Origin of the sequence: Paraburkholderia sabiae, from assembly GCF_030412785.1 — a bacterium.
GTDB classification, from domain to species: Bacteria; Pseudomonadota; Gammaproteobacteria; order Burkholderiales; family Burkholderiaceae; genus Paraburkholderia; species Paraburkholderia sabiae.
On record NZ_CP125295.1, the window covers coordinates 5,045,729 to 5,067,703 of the forward strand.

Sequence of the window (21,975 nt, forward strand, 5' to 3'; positions counted from 1 at the left end):
TTGCCGGACAGACCTCTCTCGGCCCGTCGAAACCTGATGCCGCCCTGCTTGCCTTACTGCGCTGCGGGAGCCGCGGGTGCTGCAGGCGCGGCCGGCGTCACCGACGCCGCACTGCCCATCGATGTATCCGACACCGAGGCGCTCATGCGGCTCATCGAGAAATCGATCAGCGCAATCGATCCTGCTTCCGCTTCCTTCGCATCGTGCCGCTCGATCGCCTCGACCACGCGCGAATGCAGCCGCACCGTTTCTTCCCACGCGTCCGGCGGCAGATCGACGAGCGGCTTCAGCGCCGACAGCGCACCGCGAATGATGGCCGCCATCTGCTGGAAGAACTGGTTGCCGCTTGCAATCACGATACGCGTATGCAGCGCTTCATCCGCAGTCTGCAGCCCGGGCTCGCCAGGCGGACTGTTGCGCAAAGCCTCGAACGCATCGCGAATCGCTGCGATGTCCGAAGCATTGCCGCGCGTCGCCGCCTGCGCGGCCGCACGAGGTTCGATCAGCACGCGGAACTCGATCACGTCGCGCAAAAACGTCGGATCGGGCTTCGCGCGGAAACGCCAGTTCACGACGTCTTCGTCGATCATGCGCCAGTCGTGCATCGGCCTGATGCGCGTGCCGATCTTCGGTCGCACGTCGAGCATGTGCCGCGCGAGCAGCATCGACAGCGCCTCGCGCATCACCGTGCGGCTGACATCGAATTCCTTCGACAATACGTCTTGCGGCGGTAAGACCGCACCGTACTTTTCTTCGACGATCCCGGTCACGAGGCCATCCATGACCTTGCTGACCAAGGACCGCTCTTTATTGGTTTGTTCCATCATCCTTCTCCCCGATGCGGCGCTTCTCGCCTGCGCTGAATGTTGATCACGTGCCCTCGTGTCACTCTTTATTTTGTGAACATTACGTTGCTTCGCTTTATCTATACGCGCCAGTCGGGAAACCACCCGACAGGGTATTCCCTCCGATGAATTGTTTCTTTCGTGTAACGCCGCGTGAAGCGAAGTGTCGACGCACAACGCAACCGCTCTTCGCAATGGGGAAAATTTGCATCGAAAGTACTGCACGCACGCTTCGTATCATCCACTGCCGTTACATCCGTTACGTTTGTTACCAATCGAATCAATTAGCAGTCCGCATCCTCATACAAGCACGTCGCATCTGTGATTCTTTGGCCTGCGCATCGATAGCACGAAGTCCTTTAATCAACATCGGTGCCATTGAAGCAAACCGCGAACTTCCTGCTCTGTTCGAGAACACACGTTGCACGCCGAATTCGTCTGTTGAGCGACAACGGATCGCGCGGCAGCGATCGCGAAGCGCGCCGGTTGCAATCGATGGAGCGTGACCCGGGTCGCCAACCCGTCGCGAGCGGGTGCAGAAGAGGAGCGCATGCGTCGTCGAGGAACTTGCCATGTTGCCCGCCTCGAAGGGTCTGCGCGAAGAACGTGTTTCTCATCGATGAGACAACCCGGACAAGCGCGAGCCTCACGACCCCGTCCGCCTTTCGAACCGGTCCGGCTCGAGTCCGGTGTGCAGAATCGCAATGTTCACGACGCGGCACGCGGCGCGGCGCCCGCTTCGCCCATCGTCGTGCAGATTCCTTTCCCGTTTGCACGCCGGCGACGCGACGGGCAACCAGCCGCAACGCATCCGATCAACGCCATCACCGCGCCACGCGGCACTGCCAAACGTTTGCGCTTCCATCGCGTTCGCCTCGTCGCTGCGTCCGAAGATGACGGCAGAACCCAACGCTTGCGCCGCGACTGTTGGTATTCGTCAGACGCATGCCGCTGCCGCGACGTCGCGCTTCGACAGAAATCGATCTTCGGTGCGGCAGCACACAAAATGTGTGGAACACATCTGAATCAATTCTTGCTCGGCTCTGAAACTGTCTTAACAGGGCGTTTCAGGCATGTCGCATCACGGAACGTGTGCGCCCGGCATGCTTCCCGTTGTTTTCAACTCGCGCAAAATCAGGGAGTTAGAACGCCTGGTTAAGATGCTTTCTCGAATAGCGCCGAAATAACCCAGTTTGCAGATTTGAAACAAAACAGCGCATTTCGCCTCCTCATCGAAGGTTCCGCGTGACGCAGCGCCGCACCGGGACTCATTCTCCAGCGGATTGGCACGGTCCTCGCTAAATGAGTTGCGCAGCGAAAGCCACGACGATGCAGACATCCAGAACAACCATCGACGAGGGCTGACGGGGCCGGTCTGCAGGATTCTCGCCGCGAGTCACGCGGCAAGGCAGTGAGAACGCGCAGCGCCGGGTTAAAAAGACAAGGGGTCGTGCAGGGCACGGCTTCACGCGAGGACCGATCATGTTGACGCTTCAATCCGATCTGCACGGCAACCATTTGCTCGGCGCATTGCCATCTCACGAGTGGCAAGCCATTGCCCCCCATCTCGAACTCGTCCATCTGCGCACTGAACAGCTGCTGTGCGATTCCGGACAGCGCATTCACCACGTCTACTTCCCGACGACGGCCATCATCTCGATGCTGTCGACGATGGAAGACGGCGGCTCCGTCGAGATCGCCGCCGTGGGCCGCGAAGGCATGACGGGCGTACCCGTGCTAACAGGCGGCGAAACGATGCCGAACCGCGTGCAGGTCCAGTGCTCGGGCTTCGCATACCGGATGTCGGCGCAAGCGCTGCGTCAGCAATTCGCCCGTTCGGATTTCCTGCGTCGCCTGATGCTGCTGTACATGCACGCGCTGCTCACGCAGGTTGCACAGACGGCGGCCTGCAACCGGCATCATTCGTTGAACAAGCAACTGTGCCGCTGGCTGCTGATCGAAGTCGACCGTGTCGCATCGGACGATCTGTCCGTCACGCAACAGCTGATCGCCGACATGCTCGGCGTGCGCCGCGAAGGCATCACGGAAGCGGCAGGCAAGCTGCACAACGACGGCCTGATCCATCACAGCCGCGGCCACATCCGCGTGCTCGATCGCAAGGGTCTCGAGGCGCGCGCCTGCGAATGCTACGGCCTCGTGAAGCGCGAATTCGACCGGCTGCTGCCGCGTCTGCGTGAAGCCGAGACGACTGCTTGAGCAATTGCCAGAGGGCATCGTGTCGATACTCGCGCAGCGCGGCGGTTCATCAGCGCGCGAGTCTCGCACCGCACGGAAGCAGCGATGGCGGCGGCATCCTCGTTAGTGACGCGTCGCGCGCCGCCAGCGGGATCGTTGCGCGAGCATCGTGATCCGTGTACTTGACGGAAGCCCTGTGTTTTACGATTGCGCGGTCTGTGCCGCTTGCTTCAGTCGATGATCAGCGTGCCGCTCTATGCGGCAATAATGCCCGATGTGCACGCAGCGACCGCGTGTCACCTGCCGCCGGGCCGCGTTCATGCGCAGTCTGCCGCGGCGCGTTCGTTGCACCGGCAACGGACCGACACGTCACGCGTCCCGATGCGACGCCTGACGTGCACGCGCTTCAACCCGCTCATTCAACATCACGACGCCCCATTGCGTTGTACCCGCGACGGTACAACGCTCGGGTACGTTGCATCGAAGCGATAAAACTGGAAGCGCTACGGATCACAACCGAAGGCTGTTCGTCGAAGAATCGTTCGCGTCAGTTGCCGGCCGCCTGTATCGCGACTGAAACACCTATCGCCCCGTGCGACATGTTTCATGTTCGACACCGTTACTCACCGCGCCGTGCAAGTTGACGCATCACGGTAGAATCGGCAAGCGCTCCGTCAGTCGAAACCAGGCTTTCCATGTCCCCTTCCCTTCTCACACCGCCGTCTCCGCAAGAAGTGCATGTCTGGCAGTGGGATCTGGCCGTCCTCGGCGACAATGTCGATGGGTACTGGGAAACGCTCTCGACGCAAGAACGCGAGCGCGCGAACCGCTTCCACCACGAACGGCATCGCCGCCGCTTCGTCGCGGGACGCGGAGAACTCCGACAGCTTCTCAGCCGCTATACAGGTTTGTCGCCGCGCGAGATCGCGCTCGACTATGGTTCGGATGGCAAACCTTTCTGCACGACGCAGCCTTCGGCGTGGACCCTCTGCTTCAATCTCAGTCACAGCGAGAATGCGGCGGCGCTCGCGGTTTCGAATGGTTTCGAGGTGGGCATCGATGTAGAACTGATCCGCCCGATCGAAGACAATCTGCCTCTCGAAGTGTTCTCCGCCGAAGAACGCGCGCAATTCAACGCGTTGCCGGAAGCACAGCACCAACCCGTCTTCTTCGACACCTGGGCACGCAAGGAAGCCTGCCTGAAAGCGCTCGGCACCGGCTTCATACTTCCACCTACGCATTTTGAGTTCGACCTGTCCATTCGCGGCGACACGACGCCGCATCTGGTCGGCGGCGATGCGGAAGAAGCCGCTCATTGGCGCGTTCGCGATCTTTCGCCCAGCGCGAGCTGCGCGGGCGCGGTGGCGGCCCGGCGCACGGACTGGTCGATCGTCCGGATGAATTGAGCAACGACGTTTCGTCGTCATCCCGCGCAGTCCTAACAAAACTCAAAGCGAAAGCTCCGGCTTCAACGTTCTGTACGGCATTCTGTGCGGCATCGCACACTCGCCGCCGGACACCATTTAAAAGCCCACATTTCCGCCGACGCTGCGTTCGCCAGCGCACCGCATTCACGCAAAAAATCAGCGCGCGAGTCTTCACGCGACCTGCTCGCCCGCTCCTTCGCGCACTCCGAACGTGCGCACGCGCATCGCCGTGCGCAAACCCGAACGGACGTGCCTCATCCGCTCTGGGCGCGGTTCTCCACGCAAAGTGTTGTTCACACGCCTGTGTGTGCGAAGGCGTACGGATACGTATGACGAGGGCGTTTAACGTTCCATTACCGCAAATTTGGCGTTCGGGTCACAGGTCAGGCGCGTCGATCCGCGTGCTGCCTGCGTCTCCCGTGACCGGTCGCCGTGATGTGCGCTCGCTGCGCGCCAGTGTCAGGCGTAGCTCGGCAAGGCCTTCATTTCATAACTGGAGAGCGGCAAATGTCACACAGAGATGGATTTCCAGGCAACCTGCCGGGCGGGACAGGTCATATGCCCGGCGTGGCAGCGCGTTTCGACGAAGTCCGTGCGGAGTTTGCCGATCATCTTGCTGTGATCGATTCGACGGGGCAGGAAAGCTACGCTGCCCTCGGCGAACGTTCGGCACGTCTTGCCACCGTCCTGCTCGCGATGGGACTGCAACCCGGCGAGCGCTGCGCGATCATGGTGCCGCGCAGCCGCGACACGCTCGCTCTGATTCTCGCGATCCTGCGCGTGGGCGCTGTCTACGTGCCGCTCGATCCCGCCTATCCGCGCGCGCAACTCGATTTCATCGTGGCCGATTGCGAGCCCAGGCTCATCATCGCGGAAGGGTCGGCGCTGGCGAGCGTCGGCGATCTGAACGGCGTGCTGGTCGATCTCGCCCGTATCGTGGCGTCGTCGGAAGCGGCCGATCCTGCTCCGCTGCATGCGTCACATCGCGACGACCCGGCGTACATCATGTACACGTCTGGTTCGACGGGCAAGCCGAAGGGCGTGATCGTCCCGCAGCGTGCGATTCTGCGCCTCGTGCACGGCCAGAGCTTCACGGCGCTGTCGCCGCAGACGCGCTTTCTCAATCTCGCGCCGCTCGCCTTCGATGCCAGCACGCTGGAAATCTGGGGCCCGCTGCTCAACGGCGGCTGCGCCGCGATCATCGATGCAGTGCAGCCGTCGCTCGACACGATCGCTTCCGATATCGCGCGACTCGGCGCGACAAGCGCCTGGTTCACGGCGGGCCTCTTCAACGCGCTCGCCGACTATCGGCTGGAAGCCTTCCGTCCGCTCCAGGAAGTGCTGACGGGCGGCGACGTGCTGTCGCCCGTTCACGTGCGCAAGGTGATGGACGCGCATCCGTCGCTGCAGATCGTCAACGGCTACGGTCCGACGGAAAACACAACCTTCAGCTGCTGCTATCGCATTCCACGCGAGGGCGACGCGCTCGCCGACGGCGGCGCGATTCCCATCGGCGATGCGATTGCGGGCACGCGCGTCTACATCGTCGATGACAAGCTGGTTCCCGTCGGCGAAGGAGAAGTCGGTGAGCTTGTCGTCGGCGGCGACGGCGTGGCGCTCGGCTACCTCAATCGCCCGGAACTGACGGCGGAGAAGTTCGTCGACGACGTCTTCTCGCCTGTTGCAAAACTGTATCGAACGGGTGATCTCGTTCGTCGACGCGCAGACGGCGCCATCGATTTTCTCGGCCGCAACGACCGGCAGATCAAGATTGCCGGCAAGCGCATCGAACTCGACGAAATCGAACATGCGCTGCGCGCGGCGCCCGGCGTCGCGGATGCCGCCGTCGCTGCATTCGACGCACAAACGGGCAAGTCCATCGCAGCCTTCGTCAAGTCGGGCGCAGCACCCGCCGTCCTGCAGCAGCAGATCCGCGCGCACCTCAAGTCAGCGTTGCCCGACTACATGATGCCGACGGCGCTGCGCGTCCTGCCCGACTTCCCGCTGACGCCGAACGGCAAGATCGACCGCAAGGCGTTGCTCGCGGGCCTCGACACGACCGCCGCGACATCGGCCGAAGCCCCGCCCGTCGACGACGATATTGCCGGGAAGCTGGCGTCCGTGTTCGAAGGACTGCTCGGACAAGCGGTCGATCGCCGCGCGAACTTCTTCGATCTCGGGCTGCGCTCGCTCGATCTGATGCGCGCGCACGCGATCATCCTGCGCGACGTGTCGGCGAAGGTCGCGCTGGTGGATCTGTTCCGCCATCCCAATGTCGAGGCGCTGACCACGCATTTGCACGCGACGCTCGAAACAGCGAGCGACGGATCGATCCGTCGCCGCCCCGATGCGAACAGCGGCGCGATTGCCGTCGTCGGCATGTCGGGCCGCTTTCCGGGCGCGCACAACGTCGCCGGACTCTGGGCGAACATTCTCGCGGGCCGCGACTGCATCACGCATTTCGATGTGACGGAACTCGAAGACACCTTCGACGATTCCTTGCGCCGCGACGCATCGTATGTGAAAGCGCGGCCGGTTCTCGCCGACGTCGACCGCTTCGACGCCGGCTTTTTCGGCGTGCTGGCGCGCGAGGCGGCGCTGACCGATCCGCAGCAGCGCCTCTTCCTCGAAATCGCGTGGGAAGCATTCGAAGACGCGGGCTATGATCCCGCGACGATCGCGGGCGCCGTCGGCGTGTTCGCGGGCACGTCGATGAATACGTATTTCCTCAAGCACGTGCTGACGGATCGCGGCGTCATCGACGAATTCACGAGCCAGTTCCAGATCGGCGAGTATCAGAAGCTGGTCGGCGCAGGCGATTTCGTCGCCACCCGCACCGCGTACAAGCTCGGCCTCACGGGACCCGCGATCTCGGTGCAGACGGCGTGCTCGACGTCGCTGACGGCGATCGGCATGGCCGTCGAGAACCTTCGCGCGGGACGCTGCGACATGGCGCTCGCGGGCGGCGTGTCGATCACCTTCCCGCAGAAGCGCGGCTACTTCTATCAGGAAGGCGGCATGGGCGCGCCCGACGGCGTGTGCCGTCCGTTCGACGCCGATGCGAAAGGCACGGTGTTCGGCAGCGGCGCGGGCGTCGTGCTGCTGAAACGTCTCGACGACGCGATCGCCGACGCAGACCCGATCTACGCCGTGATCCGTGGCGTCGGCATCAACAACGACGGTTCCGACAAGGTCGGCTTCACCGCGCCGAGCGTCGATGCGCAAGCCCGCGCGATCGCCATCGCGCACGCGGAAGCGGGCATCGATCCCGCTTCCGTCGGTTATATCGAAACGCACGGCACGGCGACGCCGCTCGGCGATCCCATCGAATTCGCGGGGCTGGTGCAGGCGTTCCGGCTCGGCGGCGTGGAAGGCGGCCAGTTCTGCGCGCTCGGTTCGGCGAAGGCGAATGTCGGACACCTCGACGCCGCCGCGGGCGTGACGGGATTCATCGCGGCGGCGCTGGCGCTGCGCGACGCGACCTTGCCGCCGCTGCTGCATTTCGGTTCGCCGAACCCCGGCATCGACGTGAGCAACAGCCCGTTCTTCTTCAACGTCGCGGCGCGTCCGTGGGCCGACGGTCCGACGCCGCGCCGCGCCGGCGTGAGTTCGTTCGGCGTCGGCGGAACGAACGTGCACGTGCTGCTCGAAGAAGCGCCCCCGCGCGAAGTCGCGGGCGAATCGCAACGAGGCGTGCAGATCCTGCCGCTCTCGGCGCGCAGCGCAGCCGCGCTCGATCGCGCGAAAGCCAATCTCGCGCAGCATCTGACGACGCGTCCCGACACCTCGCTCGCCGACGTGGCCGCGACGCTGCAAGCAGGCCGCCGCGCCTTCGCGCACCGCGCCGTGGTCGTCGCAGACAGCGTCGAACAGGCGCAGGCCAAACTGCAGAAAGGCGCAATCGAAGGCCAGGCGCCGCAAGACGCGCTGCCCGTCGTGTTCATGTTCCCCGGCCAGGGCGCGCAGTATCCCGGCATGGGCGACGCGCTGTATCGCACGGAACCCGTTTATCGCCAGTGGATCGACAAGGGCGCCGAGGCGCTGACGCCGCACCTCGGGCTCGACATTCGCACGCTGCTCTTCAGCGAAACGCCGGAAGGCGACGACACGCCGCATCCGATCCGCTCGACGATCTACGCGCAGCCTGCCCTGTTCCTCGTCGAATATGCGCTCGCGCAGCTGTGGATATCGCGCGGCGTCAAGCCGGCGGCGATGATCGGTCATAGCGTCGGCGAACTGGTCGCGGCATGCGTCGCCGAGGCGATCGCGTTCGAAGATGCGCTGTACCTGATCGCGCAGCGCGGCGCGCTGATGCAGTCGGCCGAACCGGGTGCGATGCTCGTCGTGCGGCTGCCGGAAGCCGAACTGAAAGCGATCCTGCCCGCCGATGTCGACCTCGCCGCCATCAACGCGCCGTCGCTCAGCGTCGTCGCCGGTCCGTTCGCGGCCATCGAGGCTTTCGAGTCCACGCTGAAGGCAGGCGAGATCGATCATCGGCGGCTGCATACGTCGCATGCGTTCCACTCGCGGATGATGTCCGGTGTCGTCGAGGATCTGGCGAAGCTCGCCGACACGCTTTCGTTCGCTATCCCGAAGATTCCGTACGTGTCGTCGGTGACGGGACAGTGGGCGTCGATGGATCAGCCCGTCACAGGCCGCTACTGGGCGGGACATTGCCGCGACGTCGTGCGCTTCAGCGACGCGCTGGGCACGGTGACGTCGGAAAGCCGGCCCGTGCTGCTCGAAATCGGCCCCGGCCGCACGCTGACGACGTTCGCGTCGCAAGGTCTGCCGAAGGACCGCCATGCAGGCGCCATCGCTTCCCTGCCTGATTTCGCGATGCGCGAGCGGGAACTCGCCGTTCTCGCCGAAGCGACCGGGCGTGTCTGGCTGAACGGCGTCACGCCGGACTGGAAGACCGTCCGCGCAGACGCCGCCCGCCGTGTTTCGCTGCCCACTTATCCGTTCGAACGGGAACGCTACTGGATCGACGCTCCCGCCACGACTTCTTCATCACGTCCCCAGACGACGCCCGCTGCGGCCCCCGCCGCGCCCGCCTCGCCCGAGACCACAACCGACACTCCGCAGACCGCCATGGCCCAACCCGCAAAAATCGACCGTCAACCGCGCCTCATTGCCGAACTGGCATCGCTTCTCGCCGAAATGTCGGGCGAAGCACCCGATACGTCCAATCCGGACGTGACCTTCTGGGATCTCGGCTACGACTCGCTGTTCATGGGGCAAGTCTCGCGACAACTGCGCCGCCGCTACGACGTGACGATCAGCTTCCGGCAGATCATGAGCGACTATCCGACGCTGCCCGCGCTCGCGCAGTTCCTCGACGGCACGCTGCCGCCCGATCCGGAACAGCCGGCCGTGCCGGCAGCCGCCGAGGCCGCGCCTGTTGCTGCCGCTGCACCCGCTGCTGCCGTAGCCGCCGTGGCTGCTGCGCCGATCGTCGTCGCCGCCGCGCCCGTGATGGCCGCCCAGTTCGCGCCGAGCGCCGCGACGGGCGATATCCAGTCGGTGATCCGCGACCAGATCGCCGCCATGCAGTCGCTGATGACGCGACAGCTCGACGTGCTTCAAGGCGCGCCCGTGGCCATCGCACAACCCGCAGCCGCCGTTCAGGCCGCCGTGGCGCCTGCCCAGATCGCCCAGATCGTCGCAACAGCGCCCGTCGCCGTGGCTGCCGCGCCTGCGCGCGCCGCCGGGCCGGAGATCAAGTTCGAGGAGAACCGTCCGACGCGCTTTACCGCCTACAAGCCCGGTGCGACCAACTCGGCGCAGATGTCGGATGCGCAGGGCGCATTCATCCGCGATCTGACCTCGCGCTACTCGGCGAAAACGCCCAAGTCGAAATCCCGTACGCAATCCTATCGATCCGTGCTCGCCGATCCGCGCACGGCGAGCGGCTTCCGCGAGGAATGGAAGGAGCTCGTCTATCCGATCGTCGCGCAGCGCTCGAAGGGCTCGAAGATCTGGGATATCGACGGCAACGAATATATCGATATCGTCAACGGTTATGGCCAGACCGCGTTCGGCCACACGCCCGATTTCGTGGTGGACGCCGTCAACGCACAAATGGCAGAAGGCTTCGCGATCGGACCGCAGTCGCCGCTCGCGGGTGAAGTCGCGCAGATGTTCGCCGACATGACGGGCCATCAGCGCGTGACGTTCTGCAATACCGGCTCGGAGGCGGTGATGGCCGCGATGCGGCTCGCACGCACGGTGACGGGCAAGGACAAGATCGTCTGCTTCGACGGCGACTATCACGGCCAGTTCGACGAAGTGCTCGTCAAGCCGGGCAGCGAAGCGGGCGTGCCGCGCGCGTTCCCGCTCGCCCCCGGAATCCCGCAACAGTCCGTCGGCAACATGGTCGTGCTGCCGTATGCCCGCACGGAAAGCCTGGAGTGGATCAAGGCCAACATCGACGATATCGCCGGCGTGCTGTTCGAAGCCGTGCAGTCGCGTCACCCCAATCTGCGTCCGAAGGAGTTCGTGCAGCAGTTGCGCGAAGTCACGGCCGCCAATGAATCCGCGCTGATCTTCGACGAAGTCGTGACGGGCTTCCGCGTCCACCCCGCCGGCATGCAAGGCTACTGGGGCATCCAGGGCGACATGGCGACCTACGGCAAGGTGGTCGGCGGCGGCCTGCCCGTCGGCGTGCTCGCGGGCAGCGCGCAGTACATGGATGCGCTCGACGGCGGCCAGTGGCAGTTCGGCGACAACTCGGTGCCCGAAGTGCCGCCGACCTTCTTCGCCGGCACGTTCGTGCGCCACCCGGTCGTGCTCGCCGCGATGAAAGCCGTGCTGCTGCATCTCAAGGAGGCCGGCCCGGCGCTGCAGGACAAGCTCGCGAGCCGCATGGACGGCCTCGTGCAGCGCATCAACGCGTATCTGGAGAAAGTCGGCATCGCGACGCGCGCCGAATCGTTCTCCAGCTGGTTCTATGTCAGCTTCGCGGGCGAAGACCGTCTGGGCAGCCTGTTCTATCCGTACATGCGCTACCTGGGCGTGCATGTGATGGAAGGCTTCCCCTGCTTCCTGACGACGAGCCACTCGGACGAAGACATCCGCAAGATCGGCGATGCGTTCATCGCGAGTATCGATGCGCTGCAACGCGTCGGCATTCTCGGCAACGCACCGCTTACCGCGCCGGCGCAACTCACGCAGGCGCCCCTGACCGAGCCGCAGAAGGAAATCTGGATGTCGGCGCAGGTGAGCCACGAAGCGTCGCTCGCGTTCAACGAGTCGTTCACGCTCGAACTGAACGGCGAGCTGAACGAGGCCGCGTTCGAGCGCGCCTTCGCGGCAACGGTGGCCCGCCACGATGCGCTGCGTGTTCACTTCTCGCGCGTCGGCGACATGATGTTCGTCGATCCGGCAACGATCGTGCCGCTGGAAAAGATCGACCTGTCCAGCCACGCGGATGCGGCTGAGCAACTGAAGACCATCATCGATGCGGAAGCCCGCGAGGTCTTCGATCTCACGCGTGGTCCGCTCGCGCGCGCCGGGCTCGTGCGGCTCGAAAGCCAGAAGTGGGCGTTCGTGTTCACTGCCCATCACATCGTCTGCGACGGATGGTCGATCAACATCATCCTGCGCGATCTGTCCGCGCTCTACGCGGCGGAAGTGTCGGGCGCACAGGCTGAACTCGACGAAGTGCAGAGTTTTCTCGCCTTCGCCAAGGCGCAGGATGAAGCCGGTGTCGACGCGGACACGCGCGACTTCTGGATGAATCTCCATCGCAACCCTGCGCCGCAGCCCGATCTGCCCGGCGACCGTCCGCGCCCGGAACTCAAGAGCTTCAGCGGCGCTTCGACGACACGCCATCTGGGCGCCGATCTTCTGAAGCAGGTGAAGACCGCGTCCTCGAAACAGGGCTGCTCGCTGTTCGCCACGCTGTTCGGCGCCGCGCAGGTGCTGTTCGGCCGCCTGTCGAACAATGACGATGTCGTGATCGCCGCACCGATGGCGGGCCAGTCGCAAGCGGGCGAAGCGCTGCTGGTCGGGCACTGCGTCAACTTCCTGCCCCTGCGCGTGAAGTTCGACCGCAACCAGCCTTTCGCCACGCACATGAAGGCGGTGCGCGATCATCTGTACGACGCCGGTGACCGGCAGAACTACACCTATGGCGCGCTGGTGCGCGACCTCGGTGTCAAGCGCGATCTCAATCGCCTTCCGTTGACCGATCTGCAGTTCAATCTGGAGAAGGTCGACGGCGAGCTCGACATGGCGGGTGTGACGACGCGCTTCGCGCCGAACGCGAAGGCCTGCAGCAACTTCGATCTGTTCCTGAACGTGATCGAATCGGCAAAGGGTCTGCGTCTGGACTGCGACTTCAATACCGACGTCTATGACGAAGCGACGATCCAGCGCTGGCTCGGCTACTACGAAAACGTGCTGACAGCGATCGCCCATGATGCCGAAACGACGGTCGCGGCACTGTCGCTGCTCAACGAAGCCGAGATCCATCACCTGCGCGACGAGCTGAACGACTCCCAGCGTGCCTACGATCTCTCGCACACGACTCCCGCCATGATCGCCGCGCAAGCCCGCCAGACGCCCAATGCGCCGGCCGTGTCGGATGAAGTCCTGCGGCTGAGCTACGGCGAGCTCGATGCGAGCGCCAGCCAGATCGCCCGCAGTCTCGTGGCGGCAGGTATCGCGCCGCGCGGACGCGTCGCCATCGCGATGGACCGCAGCGTGATGACAGTGGCCGCGATGATCGGCGTGTGGCGGGCCGGTTGCGCCTACGTGCCGCTCGACATGACGATGCCGCCTGCGCGCCTGCGCCAGATCCTCGACGGCGCCGACATCGCCGCCATCCTCACCGATGGCGCCAGCCGGGCCGTGCTGGAACCGGGCGCGCATCGCGTGCTGGATCTGGAGACGCTCCTTGCGCCACGCGACGACGCAGCCGTGACGCTGCCCAACGTATCGGAGACGGACCCGGCCTACGTGATCTTTACGTCGGGCTCGACGGGCCAGCCCAAGGGCGTAGAGATTCCCCATCGCGCGCTGAGCAACTTCCTGCTGTCGATGGCGGAAGCGCCGGGCTTTACCGCTAAAGACCGCATCGTCGCCGTTACGACGTTCTCCTTCGATATCTCCGGTCTCGAGCTGTTCCTGCCGTTGATCGCTGGCGGGCAGACCTTTATCGCAGGACATGCCGAGGTACGCACCGGCTACGAGCTGGTGACGCGGCTGAACGAGCAGGCCGCCACCGTTCTCCAGGCAACGCCGTCGCTCTGGCGCATGCTGCTGGAAGCGGGCTTCAAGGCGCCGCAGGGCTTCAGGATCCTGTGCGGCGGCGAACCGCTGCCGCGTGATCTCGCCGACGCGCTGCTGGCGACGGGCGCTGAAGTGTGGAACCTCTATGGCCCGACGGAAACGACGATCTGGTCGTCCGCTTCGCGTGTCGTGGCAGACGGCGCGGTGGTGATCGGCGCGCCCCTCGCCAATACGCAACTGCATGTGCTGACCGACGACCTGCATCTGGCGCCGCAAGGCGTGAGCGGCGAACTGTGGATCGGCGGTGACGGCCTCGCAAAGGGCTATTTCAACCGGCCCGATCTGACGGATGCCGCGTTCCGGTCGGTTTCGATCGAGGGCGCTGCGCCGTGCCGGCTGTACCGCACGGGCGATCTTGCGAAGCGCCTCGCCGACGGCTCGCTGCAGCACCTCGGCCGTCGCGACCAGCAGATCAAACTGCGCGGCTTCCGCATCGAGATCGAGGAGATCGAGGCTGCGTTGCGCAAGGCGCCCGGCGTTGCCGCCGCTGCCGTCGCACTGCATACCGTCGGCGACAGTCCGCGCCTCGTGGGCTACATCGTCTCGTCTGCCGCCGACAAGGCCGACCAGGGTGCCATCGCCGCGCATGTCGCCGGGCAGTTGCCGGCCTACATGGTGCCGACCCTGTGGATGACGCTCGACGCACTGCCGCAGACCAGCAACGGCAAGCTCGACCGCAAAGCCCTGCCCGTGCCGACCGCGGACATGGTGGCCACGCCCGTGCGTCAGCCGCATGCTGCGCTCAAGGTAGTGCCGCCTGCCCCGATATCGACCGGGCCTGCAGCGGCTGACGCCATCACGATCGAACCCGTGGCGGCTGAACCCGTGGCCCTGACGCAGACGCAGTCGACGATCGCCGCGATCTGGGGCGACGTGCTCGGTCTCCAGCATGTCGGCATCGACCAGCAGTTCTTCAGCCTCGGCGCAGACAGCCTCCAGCTGTTCCGCATCGTCGCGCGAATGAACGAGCGCGGCCTCGGTGTCGATGCGCGTCAGCTCATGAAGAACCTGACGATCGCCGAACTGGCGGCGAGCCTCGACGGCCCGCCGGCGGAAGAGCTGATGGTGGCGCCTGCCGTCGCCCGGCCGTCGATCCTCAATTTCAAGCGTCGGGTTGCAGAAGGAGTCTGAGCGATGAACGGATTAGCCTTGAAGGTCGCCCCTGCTCACGAGGTCGAAGCCAGCTACGCCCTGTTTCCGGCGACCGCCTGCCAGGTGCGGTACTGGCATGAGCAGAAGGCGTCGCAGAAGGCGTCCGCGCTCAACATCGCGTTCCGGCTGCAATTGTCGGGGCCGCTGAAAGCCGCGAGCATCGAACAGGTGCTTCGCGAGCTGGTCGCGCGGCACGAGGTATTGCGTACCGGCTTCCTGATGACGGGTGCGGGGCTGCGGCAGCAGGTCTGGAGCCACGCGCCCTTCCAGCTCGAAGTAGTCGACCTCACCGGCTTCGAGGAAAATGATGGCCTTGCGGAAGCGGAGCGTGTCGGCGGCCAGCAGGCGCGCACGCCCTTCGCATTGTCGTCTCCTTCGTTCTTCCGGGCCGTGTGGCTGCCTCGCTCGATCACGCAGGGCGAACTGCAGCTGACCTTCCATTCGCTCGTGATGGACGGCTGGTCGTTCGCGATCCTCGTGCGCGAGCTCGTGGAAGGACTGGCCGCTGTTCATGCCGGACTCGAGCCCGCTTACCCCGATGTCGATCTTCACCACGGCGACTACGCGCTGTGGAAAGAAGAGTTCCTTGCCAGCGGCGCGCTCGATCTCGCTCGCGCCCACTGGCGCCAGGAACTTCGGGATTTCAGCCGCTTCGACGTTTCCGGCGATCGTCTGCGGCCGCAGGCGCGACGCTTCCAGGGCATCATCCGTTCGATCCTGCTGCCCGGCGCGCTCAGCGACCGCCTGATCGCGGCTGCCAAGGCGCAAGGCGTCACGCTGTTCAGCGTGGCGGCTGCGGGCCTCGCGATGGCCTTGCAAAAGGCGGCCGGCCAGACGAAGGTCGCCATGGGCACGCAGATGTCGGTGCGCGACCAGCAGGAACTGGAGGGCGTAGTCGGGCCGCTGATCAATACGGTGATACTGCGCCTCGACATTCCTCAAGGCAGCAGTGTTGCCGCCGTCACAGCGCAGTGCGGCGCCAAGCTCAGCGACGCCATCGAACATCTGCATTTGCCGTTCGAAGAGATGATGGAGATGGCGGGCGAGGTATCCGATGCGGAACGCCCGCCGCTGTGTTCGGTCAATTTCGCCCTGCAGCAAAGCTTCGTCGGCGTGGGCGATGAGGTTCGCCGGGGTGAGTTCGCCGCGACGACCTCGCCCTCCTTCAACGCGGGCGCGCTCTACGACCTCAACTTCTTCATGGTGCGGCGCCCGGACGGCTGGCGCATCTCGTGTGAAGGCGACACGGATCTCTACGACATCGAGACGATCGACGGCCATCTGGCGACGTGGCGGGCGGTACTGGAAACCGTCGAGATCGACGCGAAGCTGCCGGTGGCACCTGCTGCAAGGAAAGCGGCGCAGAGCATCGCGGCGGGCGTCGGTGTCAGCGGCTTCATGAGCCAGGCCGAACTCGAGGCGAAAGCACGCAGCATCGTGCGCTTCAACGAGGATGCGCCGGGCACGCCCGTCATCGCGCTCAACAACACGGCCGTGTTTTACGAACTGGCCCAGCGGATCGGCACCGACCGGCCGCTGATCGACATTCCGATGGTACCGGAAGGCCCGCCGCGCGAGTTCCCGCTGCGCGCCTTCCAGGACCTCGCCGCCGATGCCGTGCGGCTGATCAGAATGGCACGGCCGAATGGCCCGTATATCCTGATGGGGCACTGCGTGCTCGGCGCAATCGCGCTGGAGGCCGCGCAACAACTACGGCGCGAGGGCGAAACGGTGGAACTGGTGATCCTCAACGATTCCTGGTGCCCCGGTTATCGCGAGTCGATGCCCTGGCACGACAAGCAGTTGCGCAAGATGCTGGTGCGCGTGGACAACATTCCGCGCGACATCCGCAAGGTCAAGCGCGGCGACATCTCGATGCTGTCGTTTCTGAAGCAGTACCGGATCATTCGCTGGCTCGGCATCGCAGACCTTGCGTACAAGCTCGGACTCATCCGGGGCAATGCGACGGAGCATGCCGTGGCGGAGAACCGCTGGTACATCGAGTATCTGCTCGCGCAACAGGCGCGGCACCGGCCCGCACCGTACGACGGCGCGATCCAGATCTTCCGTAGCGCGCAGGTGCTCAGGGGCCGCCTGTTCGCCCACGATCTCGGCTGGGCCTCCGTGACGACGGGCGACGTGGTCGTCACCGAAGTGCCGGGTATGCACGATCAGATCTTCCGGTCGGCGGGGGCGGCGGTGATCGGCAAGCAGTTGCGGGCGCGTCTGACGGGAGCCGAAGCCGGGACGGACGATGCCGCGGCCTCCGGCGAGACGGACGCCGCATCGGCATCGCGCCGCAGCGCCTAGCTCTCGATAAGGCAGTCGGACCATGTCCCGTTTGCGTAGAGCGCTGCTGCTCGTGTTCCTCGGTGGTTTGACGCTGGCCGGTCTGATCTACGTCAGGCTGGCTGGCGCCGACCTGTTCCGCCGGCCGGCTGCCGCTGTCGCCGACGGCGCGCCGTTGCCGCCCGGCAGCATCCGGCTTGCCGTGCTCGGCGATTCCGACAGCCAGTCCTATCACGACACGCTGAGGGCCGCGGAGCCGAATGCGCGCGGCGGCGTGTATCGCGCGACCACGTGGCAATGGACGGAAGTGCTCGCGCGACTGCGGGGCGACCAGATCGACCAGGGCCAATGGGGCGCATGGGGCACCAACCGGTATCGCGCGTATATCGACGACGCTTTCGGAGGTCTCGGCCGCGCGCCCGCAAAAGAGGACTACCGCTACAACTTCGCGATCAGCGGCGCCTGGTGCAATCAGTTGATGGGACCGCCGATGCGTCAGGCGGTCCGCCTCGTCGCGCTGATGGACACGGAGCCGCAAGCCTGGAAAGGCGGCGTCGTGCTGATCCGGATCGGCATCAACGATGTCGGCGCGCACGACGTGCTCGACGCCATGTCCCGCGATCCGAATGGCCCGCTGACCACGTCGAAGATCAACGGCTGTATCGGCGAAATCGGCAAGGCTGTCGAACTGATCCGCAAGCATCATCCGGACACCTACGTGCTGCTCATCGGCGTGCTCAGCAATGCGGACTGGTCGGGCGAGTTCGACAGCTGGCAATCGGCGCAGGCGATCGCCAACATCGATGCCGGGCTCAACCGCTTCGACGCCGGTTTGCGCAAGCTCGCCGCGACGGATCGCCATGTCGCGTTCCTCGGCGATCGCGCGTGGTTCGCTGGTGTATGGGGCGCGCGCGACGAGCACGGACGTCCCGCCTACAAGACGGTGCATCTGTCGCCCGGCTGGGCGATCACCAACACCTCCGGCGACGATCCGCACAACGCGGCCACGTCCGACGGCCATGCGGGCGTCGTCTGGAATACCCTGTGGGCGCAGCACCTCGTCCTCTCGCTCAATGCGGCGTTCGGGCTGCAGCTCAAACCGATCTCCGATGCCGAGGTCATCCGTTTTCTGCAGCCGAGTTTCGACGCGAGCGAGCGGTCGGCGTCGCAGGCACGGGCACCCGTTACCGAAAATCACCTCGCGAACATCGTGAGCCGATAACGGAAAGCCGGCCGAAAGCGGTCCCGTCAAGGGTCGTCGCGAGGCCGGGCAAATAGGCCGTTCTGCGTACGCCCTCGCACAAACACACCCCTCTTCATTGTTCACAATGAATCGCAAAGTCGCGCTGGCGCATCCTCGTCCGGCATCGACAGGACCGGAAATCAGAGCTTCGCGGCTCGACTGAAGAAAAAAGCCGCCCAGGAAGCCAATGAATCAGATACAGCTTGATTGCTGAGAGGATGGCCATTCGTGAAGTCTCTCCCACGGTTGCTGGAAGAAGCGCAAAGCACGCTGCTTTGCGTCGATGCCTTTGATACGTTGCTGCTGCGCAAACCCGTGTCGCTGGAGCAGCGTCTGTTGAAGGCGGCCAGGCTGTTCTGCAAACGTCTGGCACTGCGTCCGGACCAGTTCGCGCCGCATGCGCTCGCGCGGCGCCGGCGCCAGATCGAACAACTCGCTTTCCGTGCGCGCAATGTCGCCGGACATGGCGAGGTGCGCCTCGAAAGCGTCGCATCGAGCCTGCTGGAACTCGCCCATCTCGATACCGCGTTCGTGCCCGAATGGATCGCGTGCGAACTCGCTGTTGAACGCGAATGCCTGGTGCCGAACCTGCCGCTGATACGAGAGCTCGAACGGCTGCGCGCCGGCGGTGTGTCGCTGCGCGTGGTGAGCGATACGAGCCTGTCGTGCGACGCGCTCAGCCAGCTGATCACGGCCGTCTGTCCACCCGGCCTTCAATGGGACGCTATCCATACGAGCGCCGACCTGCAACTTACCAAGCGTGACGGAACGATTTTCGCGGCGGTGTCGGATGCCGCCTGTGTCCCGCTCGCCCGGATGGCGCACATCGGCGACGACCCGACCGCGGACGAGTCGATGCCGCGCCGTTGCGGAATGACGGCCATTCTGCGCCCGCGTTCCCGTCTGCACGTCGCGATGCTGCGCGCCAACGCGGCACTCGCGCGCGGCCAGTCGCAGTGGTTTCGCTGGCGGCACGACGGGCGCTACAGGCGAGCGGCGAACGGCAGCGCGCGCACGACGGGCGACACGCTCGGTACGGACGTGCTCGGTCCCGTGTTTGCGGAATACTGCCGCAGACTGCACGTCTATCTGGAACAGACGGCGGCCGTCGAAGGCTCCGTGGCCGCCCTCTTCTGCGCGCGCGGCGGTCTGGGGCTCGAAAAGCTCTACAGGCTGTATGCCGCGCAACTGCCCGCGCGCGACGATATCCGCATCGAACCGCTGATGATCTCTCGCCTCGTCGCGGCAAGAGACGCGCTCGTGTACGGCGGCGACGGTGTCGTCGACGAACTCGATTATTCGTTCGAAGTGCGTAACGTATCGGCGCTCGCACGGGCGCTCAGTGGCGCCGATCTCGCGCCGCAGGGCAACTACGCCACCGTGCGCCCGTTTATCGAAGCGCTGCGCAGTGGACGCGAGCCGCATCTGTGGGAGCAGATCGTCGAGCAGGCCCGGCGCTTTCGCGAAGTGTGGCAGACGCTCACGGCGGGCAAGCCGGGCATCGTATTGTGCGATACGGGCCTCTATGGCTCGACCATCAAGATGCTGATGCAAAGCGGGCTCGCCAACGGCAGCCACTGCGTCCAGCTCGCGCGTTGCGACTACAAGCATCATGGGCGCGAGCATTTTCCGGCCGTCACCGGGCTGTTGACGGAGCGCAACGGCTACAAGCCGGGCGACTCGATCTCGTCGGTCCTGGCTTTCTGGCATCTGATAGAAGGTCTCGTCGAGCCCGACCTGGAAAGCGTGCGCCGCTTCGACAGAGGTGCGGACGGCAGCCTCGTCTCCAACCTCGAAACGGAAGGCTGGCAACAGAGACTTGCGCGCATGCCTCATCCGAAATTCGACGAAGTAGCCCGCTATGTCGCCGGGAGCGCGAAGCAGCCCGCAGCCGATACGTCGCTTGCCGCCTTCGAACTGGCCGCCGGGCGCCTCGAGCGCGCGATCATGTTTCCGGACCCGGAGCTGGTCAACCGGCTCACGGAGCGCGACCGCTCGCTCGATTACGGGCGCGACGGCACGGTGTCCGTGACGGGCCCGAACATGAGGCAGGCCAACGCGTGGACGCGGCTTCACGTCGCGAAACAGTCGCTCTGGCCGAGCGGCGCCGTGGTTCGCGCGTTTCCGAATTCGCATCGGCTCGTGCAGAAAACGATCAGATTGAGCTACACGGTACGATCATGGATCAGGTAAAGCCTTCGAAAACCCGCGCGGAACTCGTCGCGACGTACTTCGCCTATGTGGTGCGCTACGTCTATCCGCTGCTGCTTCTGCCCTTTTACGGCAGAACGCTGGGGCCGGCGGGCTATGGCGTCGTGTTGGCGGGCATGTCGCTGTCGAATACGCTCTGGCGCTTCGTCAATTTCGGATTCCCGACGGTCGGCGGCCGCGATACCGTCTATGCGAAAGATGGCACCGAACGCGCGGCCATCCTGTCGAGCCACATGACGGGTCGGCTGCTGCTGTGCATCCCGACGGCCGTGTTCGGACTCGGCGCGGTCGCGTTCTCGCCCGTGCTGTCGGCGCACCCGATGCTCGGCTGCACCACGGTGCTGCTCGGCCTGCTCGCCGCGTTCAACCCGGGCTGGTACTTCACGAGCACAGGACGCGCGAGAACCAGCATCCTGATCGAAGTGGTCGGCTTCGTCACCTCGCTCGCGCTCATCTTCCTGTTCATCCGTGACCCGTCAGATCTGTCGCTGGTGTTCTTCCTGCTGCTCGCGTCCTGCGTGCTGCAAACGGTACTCGGCTACGGCGTCATCAGGCGAGAGTTCGCCGGATGGTTTTCGTCGATCAAGGCGGGCATCGACCTGATCCAGCGCTCGAAGGTGATCTTCATTTATACGGGCACGTCGGTTCTGCTGATTACCGCGTCCACGTATCTGCTTTCCGTGCTCGCGCCAGCCGCCGAGGTCGGCGCGTTCGGCGTGGCGGAACGCCTGATCGCCGTCGCGCTCAGCCTCACGGTCCCCGCCTCGCAGATCCTGATCCCGAAAGTCACGTATCTCGTCGGCCAGGATCCGGCGAAAGCCAACCGGCTCGCGTATGGCATTCTCGCCTTCTTCCTGTTCGGCTCGCTCGTGGGCGTCGCGTTGACGATGCTGCTCGCCGACTGGGTGGTGCCGCTCGTGTTCGGCAAGGGCTTCCAGAGTTCCGTGCCTGTGCTCAAGGTGTTCGTGCTGGTGTTACCGTTGAGTGTCGTCAACCAGACACTCGGGCTCTACTTCCTGATCCCGCGGCATCGAGACGGCATGCTTGCCCGCGCCGGCGTCGCGACCGCGGTCGTCAGCATCGTCGCCGCGATTCCGCTCGCGAGCCACTGGGGCGCGATGGGCATGGTGGCCGCGCGTCTGCTGGGAGAACTGACGCTGCTGGCGACGCTGCTCGTGTCGCTGATCCGCTCGGGTCTGATCGCAGAGATGCTGGCGACGGGAAGCACGCCGCTTTTCGCGCTGCGCCCTCGCGGGAAAGGGTGACGCGCCGCGATGCCCAGCGCGCCTGGAACGGGCGCCTGCGTATTGGCTGC

At 65.0% G+C, this 21,975-nt stretch carries 9 protein-coding genes; 7 read left to right on the forward strand and 2 right to left on the reverse strand.

What is annotated here, in order from left to right:
• Positions 1–53: 53 nt before the first annotated feature.
• Together QEN71_RS22780 and QEN71_RS22785 are read right to left on the reverse strand one after the other, a co-directional pair.
• Positions 54–824 carry a FadR/GntR family transcriptional regulator gene (locus tag QEN71_RS22780; protein ID WP_223957428.1) on the reverse strand — a complete coding sequence of 257 codons (771 nt, stop codon included), beginning with the start codon at positions 822–824 and terminating at the stop codon, positions 54–56.
• Positions 825–1,926: 1,102 nt separating this feature from the next.
• Positions 1,927–2,184: a hypothetical protein gene (locus QEN71_RS22785; protein WP_201660314.1), complete on the reverse strand. Its 258-nt coding sequence runs from the start codon at positions 2,182–2,184 to the stop codon at positions 1,927–1,929.
• Between the two features lie 143 nt (positions 2,185–2,327).
• Between QEN71_RS22785 and QEN71_RS22790 the strand changes: the two genes are divergently transcribed.
• The 7 genes from QEN71_RS22790 (at position 2,328) to QEN71_RS22820 (ending at position 21,925) form a co-directional block, all read left to right on the forward strand.
• Complete coding sequence (locus QEN71_RS22790) at positions 2,328–3,062, forward strand: Crp/Fnr family transcriptional regulator (RefSeq protein ID WP_201660317.1); 735 nt, start codon at positions 2,328–2,330, stop codon at positions 3,060–3,062.
• Between the two features lie 674 nt (positions 3,063–3,736).
• Positions 3,737–4,447 (forward strand): 4'-phosphopantetheinyl transferase family protein, encoded by a 711-nt coding sequence (locus QEN71_RS22795; protein WP_201660320.1) that lies wholly within the window; start codon positions 3,737–3,739, stop codon positions 4,445–4,447.
• Between the two features lie 528 nt (positions 4,448–4,975).
• Positions 4,976–14,896, forward strand: a complete 9,921-nt coding sequence (locus tag QEN71_RS22800; protein WP_201660323.1) for a non-ribosomal peptide synthetase/type I polyketide synthase — start codon at positions 4,976–4,978, stop codon at positions 14,894–14,896.
• Between the two features lie 3 nt (positions 14,897–14,899).
• Complete coding sequence (locus QEN71_RS22805; RefSeq protein WP_201660326.1) at positions 14,900–17,227, forward strand: condensation domain-containing protein; 2,328 nt, start codon at positions 14,900–14,902, stop codon at positions 17,225–17,227.
• Between the two features lie 22 nt (positions 17,228–17,249).
• Entirely contained in the window at positions 17,250–18,428 is a 1,179-nt protein-coding gene (locus tag QEN71_RS22810) for an SGNH/GDSL hydrolase family protein (RefSeq protein ID WP_201660329.1), read from the forward strand.
• A gap of 249 nt (positions 18,429–18,677) precedes the next feature.
• A complete protein-coding gene (locus QEN71_RS22815; protein ID WP_201660331.1) occupies positions 18,678–20,642 on the forward strand; it encodes a hydrolase in 1,965 nt (654 codons plus the stop codon).
• Positions 20,630–21,925, forward strand: a complete 1,296-nt coding sequence (locus QEN71_RS22820) for an oligosaccharide flippase family protein (RefSeq protein WP_201660333.1) — start codon at positions 20,630–20,632, stop codon at positions 21,923–21,925. Before QEN71_RS22815 ends, QEN71_RS22820 begins: the two co-directional genes overlap by 13 nt.
• The last annotated feature ends 50 nt before the right edge of the window (positions 21,926–21,975 follow it).

Coding starts and splice junctions, on each gene's coding strand:
- QEN71_RS22800 (WP_201660323.1), top strand. CDS start 4,976: ATGTCACACAGAGATGGATTTCCAGGCAACCTGCCGGGCGGGACAGGT.
- QEN71_RS22795 (WP_201660320.1), top strand. CDS start 3,737: ATGTCCCCTTCCCTTCTCACACCGCCGTCTCCGCAAGAAGTGCATGTC.
- QEN71_RS22810 (WP_201660329.1), top strand. CDS start 17,250: ATGTCCCGTTTGCGTAGAGCGCTGCTGCTCGTGTTCCTCGGTGGTTTG.
- QEN71_RS22790 (WP_201660317.1), top strand. CDS start 2,328: ATGTTGACGCTTCAATCCGATCTGCACGGCAACCATTTGCTCGGCGCA.
- QEN71_RS22780 (WP_223957428.1), bottom strand. CDS start 824: ATGGAACAAACCAATAAAGAGCGGTCCTTGGTCAGCAAGGTCATGGAT.
- QEN71_RS22785 (WP_201660314.1), bottom strand. CDS start 2,184: ATGTCTGCATCGTCGTGGCTTTCGCTGCGCAACTCATTTAGCGAGGAC.
- QEN71_RS22820 (WP_201660333.1), top strand. CDS start 20,630: ATGGATCAGGTAAAGCCTTCGAAAACCCGCGCGGAACTCGTCGCGACG.
- QEN71_RS22805 (WP_201660326.1), top strand. CDS start 14,900: ATGAACGGATTAGCCTTGAAGGTCGCCCCTGCTCACGAGGTCGAAGCC.